The 24234-nt window shown below is 67.3% G+C and carries 15 protein-coding genes; 12 read left to right on the top strand and 3 right to left on the bottom strand.

The window, feature by feature from the left end; genetic code table 11:
- The first annotated feature begins 379 nt into the window (after window positions 1-379).
- The 6 genes from OG905_RS00200 (at window position 380) to OG905_RS00175 (ending at window position 7668) form a co-directional block, all read left to right on the top strand.
- Window positions 380-1249 (top strand): nucleic acid/nucleotide deaminase domain-containing protein, encoded by an 870-nt coding sequence (locus tag OG905_RS00200; RefSeq protein ID WP_328665286.1) that lies wholly within the window; start codon window positions 380-382, stop codon window positions 1247-1249.
- A 47-nt stretch (window positions 1250-1296) separates the two neighbouring features.
- Window positions 1297-2883 (top strand): WD40 repeat domain-containing protein, encoded by a 1587-nt coding sequence (locus OG905_RS00195; RefSeq protein WP_328665284.1) that lies wholly within the window; start codon window positions 1297-1299, stop codon window positions 2881-2883.
- Window positions 2884-2982: 99 nt separating this feature from the next.
- Window positions 2983-4500: a nucleic acid/nucleotide deaminase domain-containing protein gene (locus OG905_RS00190; protein WP_328665282.1), complete on the top strand. Its 1518-nt coding sequence runs from the start codon at window positions 2983-2985 to the stop codon at window positions 4498-4500.
- 42 nt (window positions 4501-4542) lie between these two features.
- The gene (locus OG905_RS00185; RefSeq protein WP_328665280.1) at window positions 4543-5097 is read left to right on the top strand and encodes an SUKH-4 family immunity protein; all 555 of its coding nucleotides are present in this window, start codon (window positions 4543-4545) and stop codon (window positions 5095-5097) included.
- Window positions 5098-6266: 1169 nt separating this feature from the next.
- Window positions 6267-6494, top strand: coding sequence for a hypothetical protein (locus OG905_RS00180; RefSeq protein WP_328665278.1), 228 nt, complete (start codon window positions 6267-6269; stop codon window positions 6492-6494).
- Window positions 6495-6504: 10 nt separating this feature from the next.
- Window positions 6505-7668: a helix-turn-helix domain-containing protein gene (locus tag OG905_RS00175; RefSeq protein ID WP_328665276.1), complete on the top strand. Its 1164-nt coding sequence runs from the start codon at window positions 6505-6507 to the stop codon at window positions 7666-7668.
- Between the two features lie 722 nt (window positions 7669-8390).
- Here OG905_RS00175 and OG905_RS00170 read toward each other — a convergent pair.
- Together OG905_RS00170 and OG905_RS00165 are read right to left on the bottom strand one after the other, a co-directional pair.
- Window positions 8391-8525, bottom strand: a complete 135-nt coding sequence (locus OG905_RS00170; protein WP_328665274.1) for a hypothetical protein — start codon at window positions 8523-8525, stop codon at window positions 8391-8393.
- A complete protein-coding gene (locus OG905_RS00165; RefSeq protein ID WP_443043868.1) occupies window positions 8522-8830 on the bottom strand; it encodes a transposase in 309 nt (102 codons plus the stop codon). Before OG905_RS00165 ends, OG905_RS00170 begins: the two co-directional genes overlap by 4 nt.
- 37 nt (window positions 8831-8867) lie before the next feature.
- On the opposite strand from OG905_RS00165, the gene OG905_RS00160 reads away from it, so the two are divergent.
- Entirely contained in the window at window positions 8868-9089 is a 222-nt protein-coding gene (locus tag OG905_RS00160) for a GNAT family N-acetyltransferase (RefSeq protein ID WP_328665272.1), read from the top strand.
- A 149-nt stretch (window positions 9090-9238) separates the two neighbouring features.
- A complete protein-coding gene (locus OG905_RS00155; protein WP_328665270.1) occupies window positions 9239-9907 on the top strand; it encodes a DUF6338 family protein in 669 nt (222 codons plus the stop codon).
- A 224-nt stretch (window positions 9908-10131) separates the two neighbouring features.
- Here OG905_RS00155 and OG905_RS00150 read toward each other — a convergent pair whose 3' ends face one another.
- Window positions 10132-13887, bottom strand: a complete 3756-nt coding sequence (locus OG905_RS00150) for a CHAT domain-containing tetratricopeptide repeat protein (RefSeq protein ID WP_328665268.1) — start codon at window positions 13885-13887, stop codon at window positions 10132-10134.
- Window positions 13888-15061: 1174 nt separating this feature from the next.
- Here OG905_RS00150 and OG905_RS00145 point away from each other — a divergent pair.
- The 4 genes from OG905_RS00145 to OG905_RS00130 are packed head-to-tail and all read left to right on the top strand — an operon-like array spanning window position 15062 to window position 24181.
- Window positions 15062-16564, top strand: a complete 1503-nt coding sequence (locus tag OG905_RS00145) for a DUF2397 family protein (protein ID WP_328665267.1) — start codon at window positions 15062-15064, stop codon at window positions 16562-16564.
- Window positions 16561-17907, top strand: a complete 1347-nt coding sequence (locus OG905_RS00140) for a DUF2398 family protein (RefSeq protein WP_328665265.1) — start codon at window positions 16561-16563, stop codon at window positions 17905-17907. The genes OG905_RS00145 and OG905_RS00140 overlap by 4 nt, the downstream gene beginning before the upstream one ends.
- Entirely contained in the window at window positions 17904-22907 is a 5004-nt protein-coding gene (locus OG905_RS00135; RefSeq protein ID WP_328665263.1) for an SbcC/MukB-like Walker B domain-containing protein, read from the top strand. Before OG905_RS00140 ends, OG905_RS00135 begins: the two co-directional genes overlap by 4 nt.
- Window positions 22907-24181, top strand: a complete 1275-nt coding sequence (locus OG905_RS00130) for a DUF2399 domain-containing protein (protein WP_328665261.1) — start codon at window positions 22907-22909, stop codon at window positions 24179-24181. Before OG905_RS00135 ends, OG905_RS00130 begins: the two co-directional genes overlap by 1 nt.
- Window positions 24182-24234: the final 53 nt, after the last annotated feature.

The raw sequence follows: 24234 nt of genomic DNA, 5'->3' as shown, positions 1-24234 counted from the left end.
ACCAGCGAGACGGACCCGGCGCGGTGCGGGCGTCCAAGTGCGCGAGCAGGCCGCGGGCCGGGGCCCGTCGCGGTGCCCCACGTTCAGCCGTGCCTTCACGCCCGCCTGGCCCCGCGCTCGGTGCTCATCGGGCGGCGCCAGGAAGTCGAAGAGCTGCTTTGCAGCTGTTTGGATCTGGTCGTCTGGATATTCCTCGGCCATCCGCATCAGGAGGCGGGGCGGCGGTGTCGGCGGTCGCGCAGACCCCGAGCGCGGTCTCCCGGTGCGGGCTGGGGGCGTGGGCTTGGCCGAGTGTTGGCGTGGCGCGGCCTGCCGAAGTCCACGATGCGCGGATGGATAGGCTCGTCGAGATCCATCGATTACGGGGAGGTGTTCGTCCATGCCAGATCAGACTCCGCATTCGGCCGTCGGCCACTTCGGGCGAGACGGGATGCGGCGGCTGTCTCTGTCGAGTCTTGGTGCCGCCGTGCAGGAGGGTGTGCGTGAAGTTCTGGAGCAGGTTGGCGTGCCCGTTGGCGTGGCTCCGTACTTCGCGGCCGCAGGCGAGACGGACGGCTTGACGCTGGGCCTGTACGCCGGGCATCACGGGCTGCGCTGCGATGAGGCGCAGGCTCATTGGGTGCGCGTGGGTACCGATGGGCTGGCTCACGTGGCTGTAGACGCGGGCGGTGTCGTGCACGCGGTCTTCGTGGACCGCGGGGAGCCGAGCATGCTCGTGAACACGGATGTGTCCGCGTTCGTTCAGTGTCTCGCGGCCCTGGACCGGCGCTTGGGCGTCATCGCTGCCTCGAGGGATCTTGCCGGTGGGGCGGCCGCGTTCCGGGAGCTCAACGCAGAGCTGCGCCTCATTGACCCTGACGCGTTCGAAGGGCGCGAGGACTGGTGGCCGCGGGTGTTGGACGATGTGCGGCACGCGCTCAACATCGGCTTCTCGGCGGCGATCGAGTACGTCGACACGGACGGGCAGAAGCACATCGTCACGGACGCCACCGGTCCTGGAAAGCTGCACCCGGAGGAGCTGATCTGGCAGCAGCTCCAGGACGCCGGCGTCGACGGACGCCAGGTCAAGCGCGTGTACTGCGAGCTGGAGGCGTGCATGATGCCGGGCCACTACTGCGCGGCGTGGATGGCGGGGGAGTTCCCCAATGCGCAGTTCACGCACAGCTTCGACTACGGGGATACGGCTGAGTCGCGGGAAGAAGGGCTCAAAGAGTTGATCCGGTATACGGCGGAGCGGGCGCGCCGGTGAGCCCGCAGGCGTGGTCTCCGCCTCCGGCGGGGCGCGAGCCTGCCGGTGTGGCGATCCTGGAGTGGCTGCGTGACCCACATGCCCCGCGCGTCTGCGTGGTCAGTGGTGATGAGCGTTGCGGTAAGTCACTGTTTTTGGCATGGCTCGCTGAGCAGGCGACGCGGCCGGATGTCGTGATGGAGCGCCGCGTCCACGGACTCGTTCCCCTGGCCGGGCATTCGGCGTTGACGGCCTCGTGGCTGCTGGCTGAGCAGTTGGGCTCGGCCGCGCGCACGCCGGGCGACTTGGTCGCTGCGGTGGCTGCTGACCGACGTCGGACCGTGATCATCTTGCCCGACCTGCATCACGCGGCTGCGCCCGAGACGGTCGAGGAACTGATCTGTGCGCTGGCCCGGTTCGAGCATGTTCGCCTGATCGTCGAGACGCGCGAAGTTCCTGCGGGGCTGTCGGCCCTGGCTCCGGCCGTCATGGATCTGCGGGCGGCTCAGTGGCGGGACGAGGAGCGCTACGCGGTGTGGGCGGCGTCCGCACAGTCGTCGGAGCCGGCGCCGCCTGGCAGCCAACAATCTGCTCCCGATCTTGATGATTCCCGCTCTGTGTGTGGCGTTGATCCTGTGCAGGTCACGGCCTTGTACGAGCTTTCCGCGGACCCGCATGGAGGGTTGCGTGCCGCGTGGCTGCGTGCCGGTGGCGCGTTGACGCGTCCGTGCTCGCCGGCTGAGAGGGCTTTGGTGTTGTGGGCGGCTCTTGGAGACGACGCTGATCCAAGGTTGGTGAACGAGCTGCAGACGCTGGCCTGCGGTGCAGGCTGGACTGTGTGCTGGAAGAGGGTCCGCGGCGATATCAGTCCGCCGTGGCCCGGGCCTGCTTTGGCGCTGGGTGTGGGCGCTGGCGAGACAGCGGGCAGTGTTGCGGTAGTTGATCATCAGGGCATCGTCCGCCTGGTCGAGGCAGAGGACGGGCAGGCGCAGGGGCGTCTGCCGCAGGCGGTCCCAGGAGCCACGGCGGTGGCCTTCGGGAGAGATGGCGGACTGGCGGTCCTGGACGGCTTCGGGCGTCTGTCGCTCCAGGAGAGTCGCACGGTGCCGCGCTCCACGGGGATCGCCAGCTTGCTGGAGACCGAGGCGAAGCCCTTGGAACGGCTTGTGGCCGGCGTCGAAGATTCCGCTACGGCCCTCGCCTGTGCCGGTGACGCCGTGGCGTATGGGAACGGCGCCGGCACGGTGCAGGTGGTGATGCTGGACGGCGAGACGATCGCTGTTGCCCACCAGGCGCTGCATGAGGGTGCGGTAACGGGCCTGGCCGGGCTTGAGTTGGCCGAAGGGAGCACGCTCATCTACAGCGGGGGCCAGGACGGTCGGGTGCGCATGTGGGCGCCGGGCCGGGCTCCGCTGGCTACTGCGCTGCGCGAGCGGAACTGCGCTGTGACAGCTCTGTCCGCTGCTGCGACACCCGATGGGCCCGTGCTGGTGATCGGCTGGCAGGACGGTCTGGTGGAGTACTCGGCGGTGGAGACCCAGGCCGCCGGGCGGTTCTTCCGGCCCGGGGCGCCCGTGCGGTCAGTGGCGGCGTTGGAGAACGGCAACATCATGGTCGGAACCGACGAGATGTTGGTCTGCCTCACGCCGTCCTGAGGCGGGTGGGGTTGGCCTGATGTGGTGCCAACTGCGTTGACGTCTCGTCACGTCATGGCTTAAGCAGGGAAAACTGTTGTTTCACGGGGGAGATGAAACGTGGGCAAGACGCTGCCCGATGATCTCGTTGAAGTCCTTGACCTTGTCGGCGTCAACTGGCCGAACATCGACGAGGACGAGGTCCGGAGCACGGCCAAGGACTACCGACACCTTGCCGAAGGCATCAACGATGCGATCACACAGGGGAATCGGGCCTGCTCTTACATCGTCGGCGGCAAGAGCAAGGGCAAGACGGTCCACGCCATCGACCGGCGCTGGGGCAAGCTGAGCACCAGAGATCTTGCGACGTTCTCCAGAGCCCTGGACGATCTGGCGGAGGCCCTCGATGACTGTGCAGGCTTCATTGAGGGCTGCAAGATCGTCTGCATCACCGAGCTCGGCGCGACAGCTGCGGCCGCCACAGCCGGCGTCATCGGCATGTTCTTCACCGCGGGACTCAGCGGACTGTTGAGCGCGGCCGCGATCGCTGCATGCCGGATTGCCCTGCACGAAGCGATCGACTACGCGGTCGGCCAGATCACCCAGGTCGTGACCGACAAGATCGAGGCAAAGATCCTCGGCAAGATCGAAGACCTGTTTACCGACGCGCTTGACGCCCACGACGACGGCAAAGCCGGTGGCTACGTGTCCGGATCGGCGGACATGGCAACAGACTTGGCGATCGAGTTCGACGACTTCGAGAAGGCGTCCGGCGGCTACGACGAGACGAAGCGGGACTTCGACAAGAAAAAGACGCTGCACAAGACCGGTGGCGGCAAGCGGCGCAGTTCGGTGAAGAAGGACAGCCGCTTCCACAAGCTCGCCACCGTCATGGACAAGGCCGAGGACGCCGTCGACAAGAAGGCCGACGAGACCGTGCACGTGCTGGAGAAGCACGGTGCCGACATCGACAAGGCCAAGAAGGAACACAAGAAGAGCGACAAAAAGACCAAGGAAGACATCGACGGCTGCAAGGACGTGCGCACATACCTCCTGGACGCGGACGGAACGGTGCGCCGGCTTGAGGCCGACGGCGACCTGAAGGCTCTGGACAGTACGGACAAGCAGCGCCTGGACGGCATCCTCGACGACGGCAAGGCCTACCGACCCTCTACCCGGGGGGATCGCGAAGAGTTCAGTGTTGCGGACACGTACAAGCAGAAGGTGACGTCGACCAAGGTCGACCCGTACACCGATGAGCTCGGTCAGGCCACGCAGTTGGCCCGGTACGCCCGCAACGACTACAGCGGGAACAACTATGCCGCCGGGCGCTACGTCGACCCCGACGGGCGCGGAGAGAGCGTTCTCGTCGGCTACTCCGAGAAGAGCCTGCACTCAGAGCGGTCGATCGGCTACCCCCTCCTGCATAACGGCAAGCAAGACGGGTTGAAGGAAGTGTTCACGGAGCGGGAGCCGTGCCAGAAACGGCCTCGTTGCGACGCGTGGTTGGACAAATACTTCAAAAACGCCGATACCGTCCATCATACCAACACATATGATCAAGACGTCAGTAGGCACAAACGTGATATCGAGCATCAAAAGTATATGGAGGAGCTGAAGGCTCACCATGGTCGCTAGCATTGATCGCCAGTTGCCCACCCAGAATGCAAAGGTCTCAGCATGAACTTCGTCGTGTCCCCGGACGAGGTACGCACCGCCTTCGGGCTGACGGGTGTCGTCTACTTCCCCCGGTACAGCGCCACGCACAACCAGCTGAACTACCGCACCGCGCTCTTGCTGAGCAGCGTTGGCCTTCCGGACACCGAGTGGTTCATGTCCAAGGCCAGCCTCCGCGCCGACGACTCCATCAACCTCAGCGAGTGGTACGCGGACAAGGGGACGGTCCCCAAGGAATGCCGTGACTGGCTCGTGCTCGGCATGTTCGCCGACACCACCCTCGCGCTCGCCCCGGACACAGGTACGGTCTACGCCCTCGGCGACGGTGAGACGCAGCTCATCTACACGGCAATCCACCGCGACGCCGAATCGCTCGTCTACGCCCTGACCAAGTTCCAGATCCTTCAGCAGGAACTGGAAGACGGCGACGACGAAGACACGGAAGGACGCGTCGACGCACTCCGCGCCGAGATCACCGAGTTCGACCCTCTGCCCTTCGAGGATGAGGACTCGCAGTGGCACCTGACCTTCGAAGAAGTCATCGACGGCATCTGGTAACTGACTGCCGAGGGGAGACGAGTGGAGCTCAGCGCCCCGTACGCGTCCGCGATGCCCTACCGCAGGCCGGACCGGAGCCATTGTCAGGTAGCGGCGGGCCAGGGTGCCCAGGACATCCCCCAGGTGCATCGCCTCAGCGTGCGGCGCAGCTTCAACCGGCGGCGCCTCAGGGCTGAGGAACAGTAGCGCGGCACCCCCGTCCGGATGGCGGTAGCCGTGGCCACCTTGCCGCGCGGCCGCGCCTCGCTCCCGTGTTGATGGCGAAACCACGAACGCCGGGCGAAGCCGCGTATCTGGTGGGGCAGTGGATCCGGGTCTTTCCCGGGCGGCCATGCTTGTGCGGGTGGGTTGAGCTGATCGGCGCTCGACGCCAGTCGGGGAGCCGTTCGCCCTGGCGCTTGGTGAACAGGTGGGCGAAGGATCGGCCGTGCTGGGTGAGAGCGTTCAGTTCGGGGCATTGAGCCAGGACGGTCTTGAGGCAGAGGTGTTCGATCTCGGTGAGGGTCTCGGGGCGGCTGAGGATCCACCGGGCTGCGGCGCCAGTATGTGACGGTCCTTCATGCCGTTCAGGGCGGACTCATCTGCCAGACCCTGTCCCTCACGCTGGTCATGGCAGTCCTCGGGAACCGTGGCTGCCCCGGCCCGGGGCGCACGCCACTTTGGGTGCCGGTGTCTCGAGGACGTGGTCGTGGGGTAGGGCGGAGGGTGGTCGCATCCAGTGGGGATGCGCCACCCTCGAGGGCGCCGCGCTGGAACGCGGTGGTGCCCGGTCCCTGTTTCATGGTGCAGCCACGACGCCAGGGGAGTTCCCGGTGCGTCCGGGAATCAGCGTTACTAGGAGAGTGTCACTGCCGACGCTTGCTCGGCAACGGTCCCATGGACGGAATTGAATCAACGGGCGGGTTTAGTTCTGCTGACCTGCACCCTCGCTGTGCGGACGCTGATGCTCGCCCACCCGTTCGCCTTGACCACGGCACGGCCGCTCGGACGTGTGCGTATCAACTGCCGTGCCTTCAGGGGCGATTCGTTGTGATGGTCGCATTACCGGTGAGAGGATCTCCTCGGTCGGCGGTCAGGTCTGGAAGCCTCCGCCGGCTTCAACTGTGCAGCCACACCATCGTGCCCCGCAATGGGGCGCTGATATGCCAACTTCAGGGAGTAGAACCATCATGCGTTTCAAGATCATGCCGCCGCGTGGCGGGGATCGGTCCAACGGTGCTCTGACCGCTGGTGAAGTCATCGTCGTCCTCGTCGTCGTACTGGTGGCCGCAAGCCTCGCCCTCCTCGGCATGCCGATCTTCGGCGTCGGAGAGTTCATCGCGGGCGTACTCGTCGTCGCCGTCCGCGCGGTGAAGGGCATGCGGGTCGGGCAGCCGACGCCCGCCGAAGGCATCTGACCCCTTCCCCATGGGACGGCGCGAGCACGCCGTCGCCGCTGGAACACGCCAGTTAGAGGCGCTGGCGCTGTGGCTCCGGGCACAGCGCCAGCGCAAGGGCATCAGCTACGCGACGATGGCGAAGACGATCAACTACCGATTCACCGCCTCGGTGCTCTCACGCGCCGCCAACGGACACACCGTCCCCTCCTGGCGCCTCGTCGAGGCATACACGAGCGCATGCGACGCCGAAGCCGGCACCACCGAGGCACTGCGCCTGTGGAAGGCCGCCCGCTGGGCCGAGGAAAACCGCCGCCGCCGCGGAGGAACTCCGCAGGACTTCCAGGACCTGGCCGCCACCGTCGACTCCGCCCTCACCCACCCACAACTCATCGAAACCTTCGGCCAGTTACGGCACGCAATGATCCAGCTGCGCGCCAAAGAGGGACAGCCATCCCTCAGCGCCCTGCAGCACAAGGCGGGCAGGACTCCGAACGGCCGACATCACCGCCTGCCCAAGAGCAGCCTGAGCGCCATCCTGCGAGGCGAAGCCATCCCCTCACGGGAACACGTCACCGCCTTCATGGAAACCATGGGCCAGTCCCGGCGCAAGGTGCAGCGCTGGGAAACAGCCTGGGACCGCATCGCCGACAAGGACACGGCCCCACCATCAACCCGCATCTCCCGCAGGCACCTCATGCCGGAGGAGACGACACCCCCAGCGCACACGGCCCGAACACCCGCAGCCGTCGTCATCCGCATCCAGGAAGCTCCCACCACCGCACACAGCACGCAGGACACACCAGCCGCGGACAACCCGCCATTGAAGCACGCCGTGGCCCCCGGGGACTTCGACTACCTGCGTATCCACGGGCCCCAGACCCGCAAACGCGCCCGACTCACACGCACCTGGCTCCGCCCACAGCCGCCTCTCCCGCCGGCGGGATACACACGCGCCGGACTACCGATCCGCAATCCCCGGCGCTACGGACCCCCGTTCACCGACAGCACGCAGCCGCTGGGCCCGACCCCCGCCACACCCCATGGACCGGGCGTCCCCGTCCCCACGTGGGTCAAGCCCCCCACGGTGGAGACCATCCTGGTCAAGCGAGTCCGGCAACCCCGCCCTACGCCTGCGACCGAAACAACCCTGCAGCTCCGCCTACCTCAGAAGCCATCCGCTTTCCGAACGTGATCGTTTGATTCGGGCTGCGTGGGCAACCATCAGGAACCGGTGCGAGCCTGTTGTGATGTGAAGAGAGCCGCCTTGGCTGTCGATCAGCCACACGTCCAGCGGGCCAGCCGGCGCCTCGCCGTGCCGGTGCCAGGACGCGAAGAACTCCTCCAACCGACGCCCGACTAGAGCCTCAGGACGTACGCGGGACCCGTGCAACAGACCCTCGTTCAGCTTCTCGGACTCCACCGGGCGACCGGTATCGTCAGCCAACGTGCCAGCAGCCCTTTAGAGGACAAGCTTGGGCGACCATGCTCCACCGTCGAGTACGCATCCGATGCTCCAGATCAGTCTGGCTCTGGCGGGATTTCCCGATTTCGCTAACCGCAGTCCCTCCTCCATGAGGTTCACTGTCTCTGCTCCGATCGGCGGGATGTGCGCCGTTTCGGTTGCGGACGACAGGGGCGTACTCCGCAGTGGTGTTTCCAGGGAGGAGAACTCCGTATTCGTCCCGGGGCAGGTATTGCAAGGCTGATTGGGCATCAGCGTGACCGGCTTCGAGGGCCTGCATAAAGCACAGTTCGGCCCGGTGGTGGTATCCCTGATGGGCGTATGAGCTGCCGACCTTCATGAGGAGATCGGGAGACTCTCGGGAGTCTCGGACCCACTTCTCGAAAGAGTGCTCGGGAAGGGGCTCGGCCTTCGGCTCCTTCTTCTTCAGTCTCCGCATGATCTCTGAGACGTCACGCTCGGTCGTCCGCCTGCCTGCCAGTGCGACGGGCATAGAAGGCGGTTCGGGAGACCTGCAGCAGTTCACATGCGCGCTTGACGTTGTGACCGTCTCGCTTCTCCGCCTCGATGAACGGGTGCACCGTCACCGGGTCTCCTTCGCGAAGAAAGCCGTGGCCCGCTTGAGGATCTCGACGTCTTCGCGCAACCGGCGGTTCTCCCGCCGCAGCGAGGCCAACTCCTCGCGCTCGCTGCTGGTCAGACCGTCACGCTCGCCCGCATCAACCTCGGCCTGGCTGACCCACAGCCGCACCGCGGTCTCGGTCAGATCGAAGTCCTTGGCCACCTGGCCGACCGAACGGTCACCGCGCCGGCACAGCTCGACGATCTCGGCCTTGAACTCCGGCGTGAACGAACGGCGAGGCCGAGGCTTCTTCTTCCCCATGCTCTCCATGATGGACATCCTTCCGGGGCAGAACCCCTGATCTCAGATGTCCGTCAAAGCGAATCAAGCCCAGTACGGGCGCGAGAGCGCCAGGCGCCGTGGTGTGGCACGGGCGTTCACGGCCGCGCTGAAGGAGGCTGCTGTTGCCGCTGGCTGCTCCCGCATCGAGTGGACCGCAGACACGGACAACCCGCCGGCGCTCGCTCTGTACGAGGCGCTGGGTGTCGAGCATCACAAGGGCAAGGTGTTCTACCGCGTGCAGGTCTGAGGCCGGGAGCGCTTGACGTGAGAAGCGCACTGGGCGGTGTCGACGTTTCCCTGCGAGAAACCGCAAGATGGGTGGTCCGGCTGGCACTGCTTGGCTGTCAGGCGGGGGTGTCAGCAGTAGGGGTCGTGCCGGAGGCGGGGAGGCGGGGAATGGTACCGAGCACCGTCCAGCAACTGGCGGTTCTGTTGGTGATGGTTCTTCCAGGTGGGGTTTACCAGGCGGTTCGCGAGCGGTTGCGCGGGCCTCGCCCTTCAGAGGTGCAGGTGGAAAGTCGCGTGCTGCGCGCGGTGGCGGCCAGCGTCGTCCTCGACTCCTTGTACGCTGTAGTAGCTGGGCCTTGGCTGGTTTCACTCACCGGCGGCCAAGGTTTCGCTGGCGTCGCCGCGAGATCCCGCCAGGCCGGGATCGCAGCCCTCGTCCTAGTGGTCGCGGTTCCTGCCGCTGCTGCATGGGCGGAGGCCCGATGGCGGGCGCGCCGGAAACCCAGCCGCAGACGGAAGGCGCCCACCGCTTGGGATCACCTCTTCAGTAAGCGGTCTTCCTGTTTCGTCAGGATCCGGCTCAAGGACGGGAGCTGGGTGGCCGGTTGGTATGGATCGTCATCGTGTGCCGCCGCGTTTCCGCACGATCGCGATATATTTTTGCAAGCTCAGTATGCTGTTCTTGCCGACGGGAGGATCGGCCCACGGCTTGATGGTACGGGGGGCATCTATATCCCGAAAGACAGCATTGATCTGCTGGGGCTGCTCGAACCCCCGTGCGGCGCTGGCACGTCCGGGGTTAGTGCAGTAACCGTATCCGGAAACGGCGGCGACTGAGGAGGACTGATCAGAATTGGCGGAGCCAGAAGAGCCGGTAATCTCCGAGGAGTTGGATCGCCTATTTGAGGCTGGCGAACGCGAAGATGTGTTCCAGCCTCAGGACGACACTCCTGAGCCTGACACGGTGCCGACAGCTGGCACCGGTGTCGCGGCGCCGGTGGCTGAGCAGCCGGCAGAGGCTCAGGAGGGTTGAGCCACCGTCTCGCCGTCCTGTGGCTGGGTCAGGCTCCCGAATGAATATAGGAAGCCCATAGCGACGGTCGGGAAGCGTGTTTGTCGCGTACGGCCAGAACGGCGTCGTGGAGGTGCAACGCCACATCGTGGTCAGCGTGGTCCGCGGCGAAGGCACCGGAGTCCGTCGTGGCCCGCGCGTAGAAAGAAGTGGCGACGTCCACGCTAATCAAGTCGTTGATAGTCCACAGCGTGCCGACTACATGACGGAAGCCGGCGAGCTGGAAGGCACTCGTGAGGTGAATGCTTTCGTCGATGAGTTCGTCGGCGACCACGGCTGCTGTGCGGCATGCGGAGAGATATGCCAGGCGTGCACTCTCCAGCCTGACGGAAGCCAGGCTCGAGACGGTGAGCGGGTCTTCAGGGTCGTGTAGCAGCAGCTTGCTCAGTGATGGATCGCTTGGATGAACGGAGCCGTGGCACGCGAAGTGAGCGATCGCGCAGCGGGACAGCGCAGCGCGCACGTTGACGGTCGTGGGCGTCGTCTCAGACGGCGTGGTTGAGGGGTCCTCCATCAGCAGGACATGGTTGGACAGTCGCTGCTGAAGCATCCTGGCCTCGGCACGTACGTTGGGCAGTGGAGGTGCTTGAGGGGTGGTGGGCATCGCCACGATCAGTGCTTCCGTTTGCTCGGTTGAGGCAGCCGGGCGACGGGCGTAGCGTAGTGCTCGCACGGTGGGAGTGTAAGAGGAGATCACGCGATCCATGACGGACATCCGGCCGCGGTCAGTGTCTCCTTTGGGAGCCTCCCGGTGCAGGCCAGCGGCGTGCAGAGGCAGGAGGCTCAAAAGGCCCCCGGTGGCCCACCAGATCCGATCTCCCCTATGTGGCTTGGACCCGTCCATACCGAGAGCTGTCAGGACCGGCTCGGCTGCTACCTCCCAGAGCCATTCCAGCACCTCGCTCAACGTGTTCTGGGCCGTTTCCCATTCCTTGAGCCACTCCTTCAGTTGCGGTTTGTCGTTGTCCGACGGCTTCTTGCGGCCGATGGTCTGCAGACCCGCGTGGAAGACGTTGACCATGTCGATCAGTGTGGTGCGTGCGAGCCGGTCAAGAGGCAGGTATTCGATGCAGGAAGGAGTGATCAGCAGCGCACCGCACCCGTACCGGCTCACGTTGTACACAACCACGGGACCATGTGCGGCCTCGGTGAGGAACTCTTGTGCCGGAGGCGGGAGGTGGAATGTTTCGAACCCATTGATTTCGCGGATGCGGGCCACGACGGAGGCAAACTTCTCATTGAGGAGGTGCCGGTCGGCGATCGCATTGTCTTGCAGGCGGGATTCCGAGGCAGCACCGGTGAGTCGAGTCGCGAGGCTGTCAGAAGTCTGCACGTCGTCGAGTGCGTCGCGCAGCAGCGTGTATTCCCCTGCCAGGGCACGGTGGTCCGGATCTTCGCTCTCTTCCAGGGCGGACAGTTCGTTGCGAGTGTCGAGTGCCTGGCTGAGCAGGACTCCGCGTCCCTGCTCCAAGAGCGCCAGGGCCCGGGCAGCGTCATCCGGGCTGGAATGAGATGGGGCTGTGAGGATGAGGGCGGCGGCATCGTTGGCCAGTTCGGCGAAGTCCTTCAGGGCGTACTGTTGATCGCGCCGGTGCAGTTGGCGAGGCACGGTCTCCGGGAGCAGCGACACCGCGAGGGCGAGCAGGTCTGCGGCCCTGCCGGGTGCAGAGTCCGCAAGCAGCCCTGCGGCCGCGCGGGCGGCGCGGATGCGTAACGACGGGGGCGCTGTGACGACATCGGTGGCAGAGATGTAGTCGTCGACTGCGGCGGCTGTCCGTCCAGGGGCGGCAGCGAACAAGTCCGCCCGGTTGATCAGCATGCTGGCCCGCTCCGGATGGTCCACGGGGATGACGGCGAGCGCCTCTTGAAAAGCGTTCTCGGCTGCCCTCAGATCCTCGATGGCATGTCGCAGCCGGTAGCGGGTCAGGCGCGCGACCGCGTGCGTGTTCAGGCAGCCGGGCCGGTCGGGGCGACCCGGCGGTATGGCATCTACCGCCAGCTTCGCGTTCTCGACTGCACAGTCCACGTCCTGTGGCGTCCCCACTAAGTTGAACCGCTCCAAATGCATCGCTGCCAGGTTCGACAGCCAGCGCGCCCGCTCGGGGTCGCTTGTAGAGGTGATCGTGGCGGCCTCCTGCGCGCGGTCGATGGCAAGCGTCAAGTCGTCGGTTGTGCCCTCGCGGAGGAAACGGGTGTAGTGCGCGCGGGAGGATGTGCTGACTGCGCGCGCCCGGGACCAGTCACCGGCGTCGACAGCGGTGACAAGGTCCTGGGCCACCTCAACGGCTCGCTCCAAGTCCTCACGGCTGCACACCCGTTGATAGCGCTCTTGGAGAGCAGCGGCCAGGTTGTAGAGCCGAGTGCCCCTTTCCGGATGCTCCGGTGGCGTGTCGGCCACAGACTGCTCGCTTAGCTGGACGGCACGATTGAGGAACTTCAGATTCCCCGTTACCTGGAACTTCGCCGTGTAACTTGTGCCTAGATCACTCACGAGCCCGGCTCTGGCTGCATGGTCTTCTGGAGTCAGGGCCAACGCCCTTTTCTGGAACTCGATCGCCTGGTCAAGGTCGCTGATCTGACCGTGCCCATCGCCGTTCTCGCGCTTCCACTCATGCCTGACGCGAAGCGCCATCCCGAGGGAACCGAGAGCCGCCGCACGACCCGGGTGTCCGTCAATGGTGTAGGAAACAGCTTCCCGCATCAGTGTGACGGCCCGATCGATGTCCTTGGGATCGTTCCTGTCAGCGAACCGGTCCCGCAGCTCCTCGCCCAGAAGGAGCAGGACTCGCCACCGCTCCGGGTGGCCCTGAGGGACAGCGGCGAGGGCACGATCATGGATGGTGATCGCATCGTCGAGGTGACTTTGCATCCTCGTTTGTTTGAAGCGGTTCAGAAGCACCGTGCCCAAATCTATTTCACTCACGGTTCTGTAAGGGCTGGCGAGCGGCGCGGTGCCCAAGAGTTGCCGATAGATGCTCTCCGCGAGATCGAGATCTTCCGCGGAACCAGTCCAGTGGAAACGGGTGAGTCGTATGAAAGCCCGGACGTACAGGCAGTGAAAATGCTGAGGACTGCCTCGCCCGGCAGCCTGCGCTGCCTGCTCACTCAGTTTGACAGCCCGATGCACGTCGGACAGTGACCCGGTCATTGTGGCGCGCGCCGACAGATCCGTACTCAGATCCGCCAGGACCACGACCAGTTCCGGAAACGGTGTCGGCGTGGCAGCGATGGCCTTCTCGCAGGCAGTGATCGCCTGATCCAGGTCCGCTGGCTCCCCGGTTCGGTGAAAGACCATTCGCAGCGAGACCGCGAGGCTGTAGAGGTACTTTGCCCGGCCCGTCGCGTCAGCCATTGCCGCTGCCTCCTGGTAAGCGTGTACGGCAGCGCCCTTGTCGCTCGCGGAACCGGTCAGCAAGGCACGCTTGATGAGGGTGGAGCCGAGATTGGACAACTGAAGAGCCCGCGGCTGGTAGTCGGAGGGCAGTGCGGAGGTGATGTCCTGCAGTAGTGACACAGCTTGGTCAATCGAACGGCGGTCGGCAGCTGACCTTGCGAAGTCAACGGCGAGCTGTGCCGATTCCTCCGCGAGGAAGGGCAGGAGCGTGGCTGGCAGCGGTGTGAACCCGGCCAGAAAACACGGTGTGAGTGCGCGGACCGCAGCCTTGAGAGCCCCTGCCTGCGCATGGGAGGGCAGGGCCTCGTAAGCCGCGACGTGCAAGCGACCGAGCGCATGGTATGCGTCCAACTCGCGAAGGATGGACCCTTCGGCTCCGCGTGACTCAAGCCAGCTACGCGGTTCCCGCGCATGCTGCATCAGGAATCCTTCTAGCCGTTGCGCGTCGGCCAGTGCAACTGGATCCAGGGCGTGAGAGCGGCTCCCTGAAACTGCGATCCGAGTCAGGTGCCTGCTAACCGCCTTTACTAGGTCCTCGCGCACAGTTCCCCCTCAACGCGCTGACAGTCGCTAGCCGTGCCGCCACAGCAGGCGGCAATCTTAGTTGGCTCGCAGCCGCTTCTCCCGGGCGTGCGGAGGTGAACAGGGGGAGCCAGCAGAGCACTTGCGTCCAGTCGGCGGTCTTCCACCCGGCCCTGGGGCCAAATCCCGTTGCGGCAAGCAAGCCCGAGGGCGGGGAAGTTGCTGCTCGCTGCTCGCATATGCCAAGGCGGCCCACGACCTCCAAGTCGCCTTCACCGACATCGACTACTGAACGCTCGTCGGCAGGGCATGCGTCAACAGACCAGATCCAGGACAAGACCCGAACTGCTCAGCACCGACGCGACCTCAGTTGGGCGCCGGAGCGCCACTGCTTGTCGGACCACCGGGTGGCGCTTGTCAGGACCGTGATCGACTTTTTTGACCGGCGCATGGTCTGACGCTGAATCACGCCATTTTTCCGGCACATGGGCGGACCGCAGTCAGCGAATTAGAACTAGGGTTCCCATTCTTGCGGTGCTTGAACTATTGGCTTGTTTAGACACTCTTTCCTGGCCTAGGAATCCGCGCCTGGCGGGCCGGGTTCTTCCCAAGATCAGAGATCCTGTTACGTGTTTCGGCCCGGCCGAGCAGTGCAACTCCCCAGGTCACTGCAGTTGTGCAGCAGTGTGTGATGAGCCATCAGCATGCCCCGTGCACTCCGAGGACTCCTATCGGCCCCGAAAGCGAGAACGCATTGCATTGAGACAGGTGACGGGGTCTCAACAGCCTCTGCGCGCACCAGGATTCGGTGTCGTTGTCAGTGGTGATGGATAGCTTCAAATGCGTTGCAATCTAGAGCTCTCGTCCACGGATACATGCCGGGAGGTCGCAGTTGGGGGAGGTCTCGCCAACAGGCGGGCGAATGCCAGTGAGGGGGATATGTATGTCGAGGCCGCGGATGTGGTGGCAAGAGGTCGTACCGGGGGACTGGTACGTGTTCGGGATGCCCGAGGACCTGGTGCGCGAACGGTACCTGGCGCTGCTGGCCGCCCTGGAGGAGCTGTCCACCCGCGGGCCGATGTCGACGCTCTCCGACATTGCCGCGCAGGTGAAGACCGTCGGCTACCACGACCCGCTGCCTGAACCCGAGTTGCGTAACTCGCTGGACCAGCTGGCCAAGTGGGGCTTTGCCGAGCCGTTTCGCGACTACGCGGCGCCGGTGCGCAGCTTCCAGGGCTTGGTAGTGCGGCAGGAAGCGTGGGCGCTGACTCGCCGGGGGCGGGGGGTCGTTGCTGCGGTTCGCGCAGCAGTCGTGGATGTGGTGCGCGCCCTGCAGCTGCCCAGCCGTCTGCTGGACGGCGTGGGGCGCACGCTGCGTGACATCCTCGAGCACCTGGACGGTGACCATGGTCTGCTGCCGGGTGATCTCGAGGATGTCCGCACCCGCATCGATGAACTGCAGCGGGTCACCGCCGACTTCTATGCGGCGCTGGCGAGGATGGTGCAGTCCGACGTTACCGATAACGAGGTGTTCGGCGAGAACCGGGACCGGGTTGTCGAGGCGTTGCGTCAGTTTCCCCGCGAATACGGGCGGGGCCTGCCGCGGGTGGAGACAGCGCTGGCCGAGCTGCGTGAGGCCGGCTTCTCCCGTGCGGTTGAGGCGGCGTCCGAGCATGCCGGGCTGGTGGATGCCGCCGATCAGCAGCACTGGATCGACGAGCGGGTCCGCCGCCTGGCCGATCTGGAGGCCTGGTTCAAGCCGGACGGCACCGTGCACCGGCTGATCAGCTCGGCCAGCGGCGCGGTCCACACGCTGCTGGTCGCCATCGACCGCCGCTACATGGCCCGCCGGCGCGGCAGTGACCTGGGCGTCGATTTCAGGGCTCTGGCCTACAGCCTGCACCGTCAGCCGGACGACACCGATGCGCGCCGGGTGTACGCGGCGGCGTTCGGGGACTGGCCTGCCTGGCACGCCGTCATCCGCACTGGTGAGGAGGACGTCGCCCACGGCACGGCGGCCCAGGCGGGCACCAGTCGCCATCATGTCGAGGTGACCTTGCGGGAACACGAACGGCACGGTCCTTCCACCGGCCGGCCCCGCAAGGTGCCCGACACCACCGCCAGCCGGGCCTCCGCCCAGGCCGAAGCGCAGGCCGCCGCGAGACGCCGCCGCCACATGACCGGGCTGCTGGCCACCGACGGCGAGGTAGGTCTCGAACACTTCGCCGGGCTTCCGTCGGACGCGGCCATCGTCCTGCTCAATGCCGTCGAGGTCGCACTGAGCCAGTACGACCCCAAGAGCGGCCGCGGTCGGGCCGAGGTCGACGACGCAGGCCTGCAGGTGACAGTGCGGCCCGAGCGACCGCAGACGACCGTCACGGTCGCTCTCGCCGAAGGCCGCTTGTCCGGACCCGGCCTGAGGATTTCCGTCACCCCGCTGGGCCAGAGCACCGGCGTGCACGGCCCGCCCGCGGCACGGGGCGAGCGGACCTGGAGCGTGGCATGAACGAGACCCTCCTGCTCGCCGCCGACCTGCGCGAGAGCGCTCGCCGGCTCATCGCAACCGGCCGCCTGAGGGCGGAGAGCGATCCCGAGGAATACCGCACGGCCGTCAAAGACCACCAGGCACTGGCTGAGTTCTTCCGTACTGAACTGAACTGGACCCTGGAAGTCCACGAGGTCGCAGGCCTTATCCGCCTCCACAAGCGCCGCAGCGACGTCCCCGCCGACCGCGGCCCGCTGCTGTCACGCGAGCGGCGTCCGCTGGCGTCCGCCACCGTGATGATCCTGGTCTGCCTGGCGTGCGAGCAGCTCTGGCGCCGCCCGCGCATGAGCCTGCGGGAACTCCTGCAAGCGATCGCCCAGGTCTGCGCCGCCGAGGCCCCCGAGCGACGGCTGCCCCGCTTTCCCGTCGTGGCCTCAAAGGAGGTGAGCAAGAAGGAGGCCCGCGAGCACAGGCAGAGCCTGGCCGATGCCCTCAAACTCCTCGTCGCCGAAGGCACCGTCACCGTCGACGCCGACCTGGACCGCGCCTTGGCCGACGACGACGGCGATCTCGTCGTCACTGCCTCCCGCGACCGCCTCGCCGCCAAGTTCTCCTCTCTGTCACCCACCCTGCTGGAACTGAACGACCTGCCGCCCGAACAGCACGCCGCAGCGCTGTCGGCCGAATCCCTCATGGACCACACCCTCGAAGGAGCGGATGCACCACCCACGCTGGAAGCGCGGCGCCTGAAGGTCATCCGCCGTCTGGTCGACGACCCGGCCACCGACCCGCTGGACGACGACACCGACACCACTGCTTACCTGCACACCCTGACCGGACGCGAACGCGCCCTCAACGTCACCGCTGCCCTGGGCCTTGCCGCCACCGTGCGCCGCGACTGGTGGCAGACCACCGATCCCACCGGCCAGGCCAGCGGCATCGACTTCCCCAACGGCCGCCGCATGGAACGCCAGGCAGCACTTGCTTTGCTGGCCACCCTCCCCGGCCGCGACGATCCCACCGCGGCGCTGACGCTCACCGAAGTCACCGACCTGTTCACCTGTGTGCGGGACAACCAGCCCCGCTGGGCCGCCTCCTACGACCGCATATCGGCACTGGCCCGCGCCGCGGCCGCTGAACTGGTCACCGTCGGACTGCTCACCCCCGACCCCGAGATGCCCGACCAGTGGCAGCCCACCCCCGGCGTGCATCTGTGGCGCGTCCGCGTCCACCAGAGCCTCCCGGCCGCGACCCGACCCGACGCATCGACTGCTGCCCCGCCCCGGTTCGAGCAGCAGGCCCTGGCCGAACCCATAGCAGGAGCAGGCGGTGCGCCCGCTGACCGTCAAGGAGACGAAGGATGAGCATCACTGAGCACCCCGCCCAGCATCTGGGCCCGGCCGCCGCCGGCGAACTGGCGCTGGGCGTGCCCGGCGCGGACGGCCGCTGGCAGCCCACCCGCGCCGGAATCGTCAACTCGTGGGCCTGGGCCGACGAACAACTCTGGTTCTCCGACGGCTGGCTCGCCCTGGTCGGCCCCAACGGATCCGGCAAGTCCCTCACCGCCTCCATGCTGATCACTGTCCTGCTGGACGCCGACACCTCCCAGACCGCCCTGTCGGTGTCCGGGAAGGCCGCAGGAACCCTCACCAGCCGGCACACCGACTGGAACGACCGGGAAGACCGCACCGGCATCTGGTGGCTCGAGTACGGGCTGCGCGATGCAGTAAGCGGCCACACCGCATTCCTGACCACCGGACTGTGGCTGAGGGCCACCGGAGGACACCTGCACCGGGCGTTCTTCATCGCACCCGGACAGGTGGGAAGCGAGCTCACCTTAGAAAAGGACCGCGAACCCGTACGCCTGGAGGCTCTTGCCGGGCAGCTCGCCGACTGCCACGGCGATCTGTTCGCCGATTCCAAGGCCCTGCGCGGCTTGCCCACCCAGCTCACCCTCCAGGACGAGCGCTCCTACCGGCAGGCCATCCGCACCCGCCTGTTCGCCCCGCTCAACGAAGTCCAGTTCGAAGCACTGCTCGCCGTCCTGCGCAGCCTGCGGAGTCTGCGCACTGCCGAAGCCATTTCCCCCACGCGCATGCGCCAGGTCCTCACCGACGCCCTGCCCGCTCTCGACACCGAGAACCTCACCCTGATCGCCGAGGCGATGGAGCGCATCGCCGAACTCGAAAGCAAACTGCAGCGCACCCGCCAGGAAGCCAAACTGCTGGAGAGCACCGACCGCAACTACCACCGCTACCTGCACACCGTCGCCCAGGTCGAAGCCGCAGCCCTGACCGCAGCCAACACCGACTTCGACAACCAGGCCCGCCGCACCAAGAAAGCCACCGACGAACTCGACGCCGCCGAGAAGGCCTACGAGGACGCCGGACAGCAGCAGGCGCACACCCAGACCGAGATCTCCGAACTCAAGGGCCGCCTGGCCGCAGACGAGCTGCTGCTGCGCGACCATGCCGGAGCTGAATTGCCCCACAAGGAGGAACGCGCCCGCGACCTTGCCGCCGGAGCCGAAGCCGCCGCCGGCCGGGCCCAGGTGGCCGATGCCGACGCAGACGAAGCCGTCCAGAAGGCGGAGCACAGTTCCAGCGCCGCCCGGGCCGCGCAGCAGCACCTCACAGGGCTGGCGGATGACCTGCGCGCCAGCGTCACCGACCTGGGAGCCGAAGCCGCCTTCGAGCACCTTCTCGCCGCGTCCGCAGCCCTGACTGCGGCCCGCTCCGGCGCCGATACAGCCCTCGACACCCAATGGCTGTGCAGCCACCCCCTGTCCTGGACAGAAGACCGCATCCGCCAAATCCAGGCTGTCGACCGCGCCCTGGGCAAGCACCAGCACACCCAGGGCACGGAGAGCGATGCGGCAGCCGAGCGGCGCAGCGCCGAAAACCAGGAAGACACCCGCCGCGACGCGGCCCGCGAGGCCACCGCCCGCCGTCGGCAGGCCGAAGAAGAACTGGCCGTCCACCTTGAGGCCTGGCAGGAAGACGCGCCCCAGCTCGGCCCCGTGGCGGCCGAGTTGATCGGCCTCGGCGAAGACACCGCAGACCGCATGGACACCGGAAGGCTGACCGCCTGGCTGGCCTCCGCAGCTGCCGCGGCCCGGTCCCGGATCGACCTGCCTGGCTGCCAGCTGACCGCAGCCACCGATGCCGCACTTGCCCAAGCCGCAGCCCGCCGGGCAGATGAGGCCTACGCGGAGCACACCGCCGCACAGGACGCCACGGCCGAGGCCGCCGCCGCGCATGAAACCGCTCAGCAGCAGTCGGACGACGAGAGCGAGGCAGACGAACGACGGCGCACGGACGCCCACCAGTCTCACCATCAGGCCCAGAGCAATGCTCAGGCCGAGCTCGACGTGGCCCACCGTGCCCTCAGCGATGCCGAATCCGCAGCCGTCCGGGAGGACACTGAATGGGTCAGTGAGGTCCACTCCTGGCGCAGCCGGCTGGTGCACTTGGCCGCCACCGACATGCCATTGCCCGACTCATCATCGCCGGCGGCTCAGCTCGATGCCCTGCAGCCCGCCGACCTCGAACTCACCGTTGCCCGCGCGCATGCCCAGGCCACCGTGCGGCTGCAACGCCGGGCGGATGCCGCCGGCCAGCAGGTGGAAGCAGCGGCCGAGCAAGTGGCTGCCGTCGAGAGTGAACTGGAAGAAAGCCGTCAGGCCGCTCCGATGCCTCCGGCACCCGCCTGGCGCACACGCAGCCCCGAGGACGGCGTCCCCCTGTGGGCTCTGGTCGACTTCGCCCCCGGCCTGCCGGCCCTTGAAGCGGACCGTCTCGAGGGCGCCCTCCTCGTGGCCGGTCTCCTCGACGCCCTGGTCACCTCCGACGGCCGCCTCGTCAGTGGGGACCTCACCTTTACCCCCGCTGCGCCGGCGCCGGGGCGCACGCTGGCCGATGTGTTGGTCGTCGAAGCAGATCCCGCCCTCGGCGTCGACCGGGTGCGCGACGTCCTCGCTGCCATCGCCGTAGACACCCCGGGCAGTGACGTGGCCGCGGGACAGCTGGCCCACGGGGTCCTCACCGCCAGCACCCCTGACGGCTACCAAGCGGCCTTCATCGGCCACACCACCCGGGAGAGGGCCCGCCAACAACGCGTGGCCCGCCTCGAACAAGACCTGACAGCGGCCCGCGGCCTCCAGAGCGACGCGCAGGACGAACTGATCCGCCGCCGCCAGGACATCGCAGACGCGGACGCCGAGCGCGACAGCTTTCCGCCGGCCACCCGACTCCTGAACGCCCGCGAGAACGTCGCTCGCCAGCGCCAGGCCGCCGACGACGCCGGGCGCCGCACCGCACAACTCCTGGCCGACGCCCGCCTCACCCTTCAGAGCACCCTGGCCGCCTTGGACGCCGCCGTGGCCGCGCGCACCACTCGTGTGGCGACCGCCGCACGCGAACACCAGCACGCCCAGGAGACCGACAACCAGGCCGCCGCCGCAGCTGAGGCTGCGCAGGCCCTCTGCACGCAGCAGACCGCCACAGCCCGGGAGAGCGAGCAGGCACGGGCGCAGGCCGCCGCCGCCCAAAAGGCCGCCGACGCCGAACAAGCAGCCTTCCCCCGCCAGACAATCGACGCGGTCAAGACTGCCCAGCAGGACGAGGACAGCGCCGAACGGGAACTGACCCAGGCCCGCTCGGACGTCCTCAAAGCCACCCACCGTCACCAGGAGGCCAGCAAAGCCGTCGGTGACGCACTGCGCGCCCTCAACCGGGCAGCAGCTTTGCCCGACGGCAGCCTTCTGCCCACCGAGCCGCACCGTCTGGAGATCCACCAGGCAGCCGTCAACCAGCTGACCGGGCACATCCAGGCATGGGACAACGCGGCGCGCCGGGTCACCGACCTCTTCAAGCGGGCCGACGACGACAGGCAGCAGGCCGACACCCTCCGACAGCGCCGCACCCTGGCCCGGCAGGAGGCCGACAAAGCATTGCGGTCCGCGCAGGAGGAAGCCGCCTCCGTCGCCGAGATGCGTGCCCTGTACGGAGCCGAGTACGAAGAGCTCCTCGCACACCGGGACACCACCGCCGAGGCGCTCCGGCGGGCCGAAGAACACGCCGAGGCCCTGCACAGCCAGCAGCAGACCGCCGGCCAGGCAGCCAGCGCCGCCCGCGCCACCCTGGAGACCATCACCCCGCTGCGCCAGGCCGCCGAGAACACGCGCGATGCACACGTGCGTCAGCTCAGCCGGCTGGTCGACGAACACCTGGCCACCGTCCCCGACGGTGTGCCCACCGACCCTGCCGGCCGTCCCGCCCATCTCACCGCCGGACTCACCTGGGCCAGGCGTCTGCTCGCCGATGCCGCAGGCGGCACCGACCGCCTCACCATCCTGACCCGGCTGCGCGACCGCCACCTGACCGCACTGGAAACCAGCGCCCGCAGCGCCAGCACCGCCCTGGCCCGCTTCGACCGGCAGGTCACCCTCGTCAGCATTGAAGACACCCCCTGGCGGCGCGCAGTCGTCGCCGACCCCGCCGCCGTACGCGGCGAAGACGTCCACACCACCGTCCAAGCCCTCAACGCCACCGCCGCTCAGCTCGAGGACGACCTGCGCGCCGACGTCAAACAGACCCTCAAAACAAGCCTGTTCACCCGCCTGCAGCGCGACATCCAACTGCGCCGGGAAGCAGCCTGGGAACTCGTCGGCAAGATCCACACCACCCTCAAAGGCGTCCGCACCGGCGTCGCCGACGTCGGCGTCCAGGTCGAATGGGGCGTCCGCGACGACCCCGACGCCCAGCGCATGGTGCACCTCATCGAGCAGCCGCCGTCCGACGACACCTTCGAGCAGATGTATGACGTGCTGCGCCAGCGCATGAACGAAAAGGCCGGCGAACCATGGCCCGACCGCGTCGCCCACACCTTCGACTACCGCGCCTGGCACGACTGGAAGATCTCCGTCACCCACGCCTCCTTCGAAGCCGCAGGCAAGGAGAAATTCCGCGAAGTCACCGCCCGCTCCAACCCGCTGGAAGCCCTCTCTACCGGCGAACGGCGCCTGGCCACCATGCTCCCGCTGCTCGCCGCCGCCTGGTCGATGTACTCGGCCGACGGCTACCAAGGCCCCCGTCTGCTGTCCATCGACGAGATCGACGCAGCCTTCGACGACCCCAACCTGCGCCAGATCCTCGCCCTGCTGCGCTCCTGGAACTTCGACGTCCTGGCCACCGCACCCTTCATGACCCCCCTGATCAAGAAGGAGACCCGGCGCGCCATGATCCACCAGGTCGTCACCACCGGACGCCACCGCGTCACCGTGCCGTGGCTGTGGCAGGGCCACGGCGAACCCCAGCCACTCAGCCTCGCCCTGACCACCCCCCAGCCGCGGGACACACTCTGATGGCCGATCTGGACCTCATCGCCGCCGACCCCGACCTCGCTCCGCTGTGGCAGGCCGTCCACGACCGCCTCAGCGCCGGCAAGGCCCCGTCCGACGTCGCCACCATCACCGTGCCCGCCCTCTCCCCAAGCGCAGTGGCCGCCCTGCGATCCTGGCTCGACACCCCCGCCCAGCGCCGCCGCGGCCGCACCTCGGTCCCGCACACCCCCCACGGCCTCAAGGTGCCGCTACGCCCCCTCCTCGATGCCCTTGACCTGCCGGTGGAACAACTGCAGCCCTTCGTCGAACGCGCGATCGGCAGCAAGGTCGTCAACCGTAAGAGCGGCCGGCTCGAATCCGCTCTGCTGCGCCAGGAACTGTGGGACTACGCCGCAGCCCGGCTTCCGCACCTGCCTCTGCTGCTGGCCCGCCTCAAGGCCACCGGATTCGAGAACGACGCCGCCCCGGAGATACGCCGACTTGTCGACGCCCTGTGCGCCCTGACCCGCGAACTGCCCCATCAACGCCCCCGCACCCTGGCCAAACTCGCCCACGACCACGCGGGCGACCCGCACTACTTCGACCTCGCCACCCTGCCGGGACAACGCCTGGTCTCCGCGGTGGCCGAACTCGCCGGACGACCCGAACCCGCCCGCCCCGACCGTATCCGCGCCCTGCTCGCCGAATTCGGCATCATCGCCGACCGGCTCTCCGCCACCGTTCTGCTCCACCAGGTCCGCCCCACCGGCGACGGCCCCATCGACCGGCGCCTTCGCGAAGCGACCGCCCCCGTGGCACTGACCCTCCTCGATCTGACCCTCTCGCCACCGCGCCTGGCACCCACACCCCTCACGGTGGTGGAGAATCCCTCGATCCTGGAAGAAGCCCTCGCCCGCGCAAGCACCCTGCCCCTGGCCTGCACCAGCGGCCAGTTGCGCGCCGTCGACCACGCCCTCTTCCAACTCGCCGTGGACCAAGGGGTCCCACTGCGCTACGCCGGCGACCTCGACACCGCAGGCCTCCAGATCGCCGCCACAGTGCACCAGCTCTACGGCGCCGAACTCGTGGCTATGGACGCCGCCATCGTCCGCGCAACGGGAAGCACACCCTCAGCCGTCCCCATCGGTGCACTGCCGCCCGCCCACAGCAGCACAGAGTTGGGCCGAGCCCTGCACGCAGGTGGCCGCATCGTCTACCAGGAACACGACGCAGTCCTCGACCGCCTCCTCGCCACGGAGGAAGCGAGAGTCCCGGACTCGAAGGCACATGCTCCGGCGCACGACGCCGACCGCTAATCGGGGGGCGAGGACGGCACACCTTGCCCCGGCGAACCGATCTCCCCGCGAAA

Source organism: Streptomyces sp. NBC_00322, from assembly GCF_036147535.1.
Lineage (GTDB): Bacteria > Actinomycetota > Actinomycetes > Streptomycetales > Streptomycetaceae > Streptomyces.
Note: the sequence above shows the minus strand (reverse complement) of the source record. Positions and strands in the feature narration are given on the sequence as shown.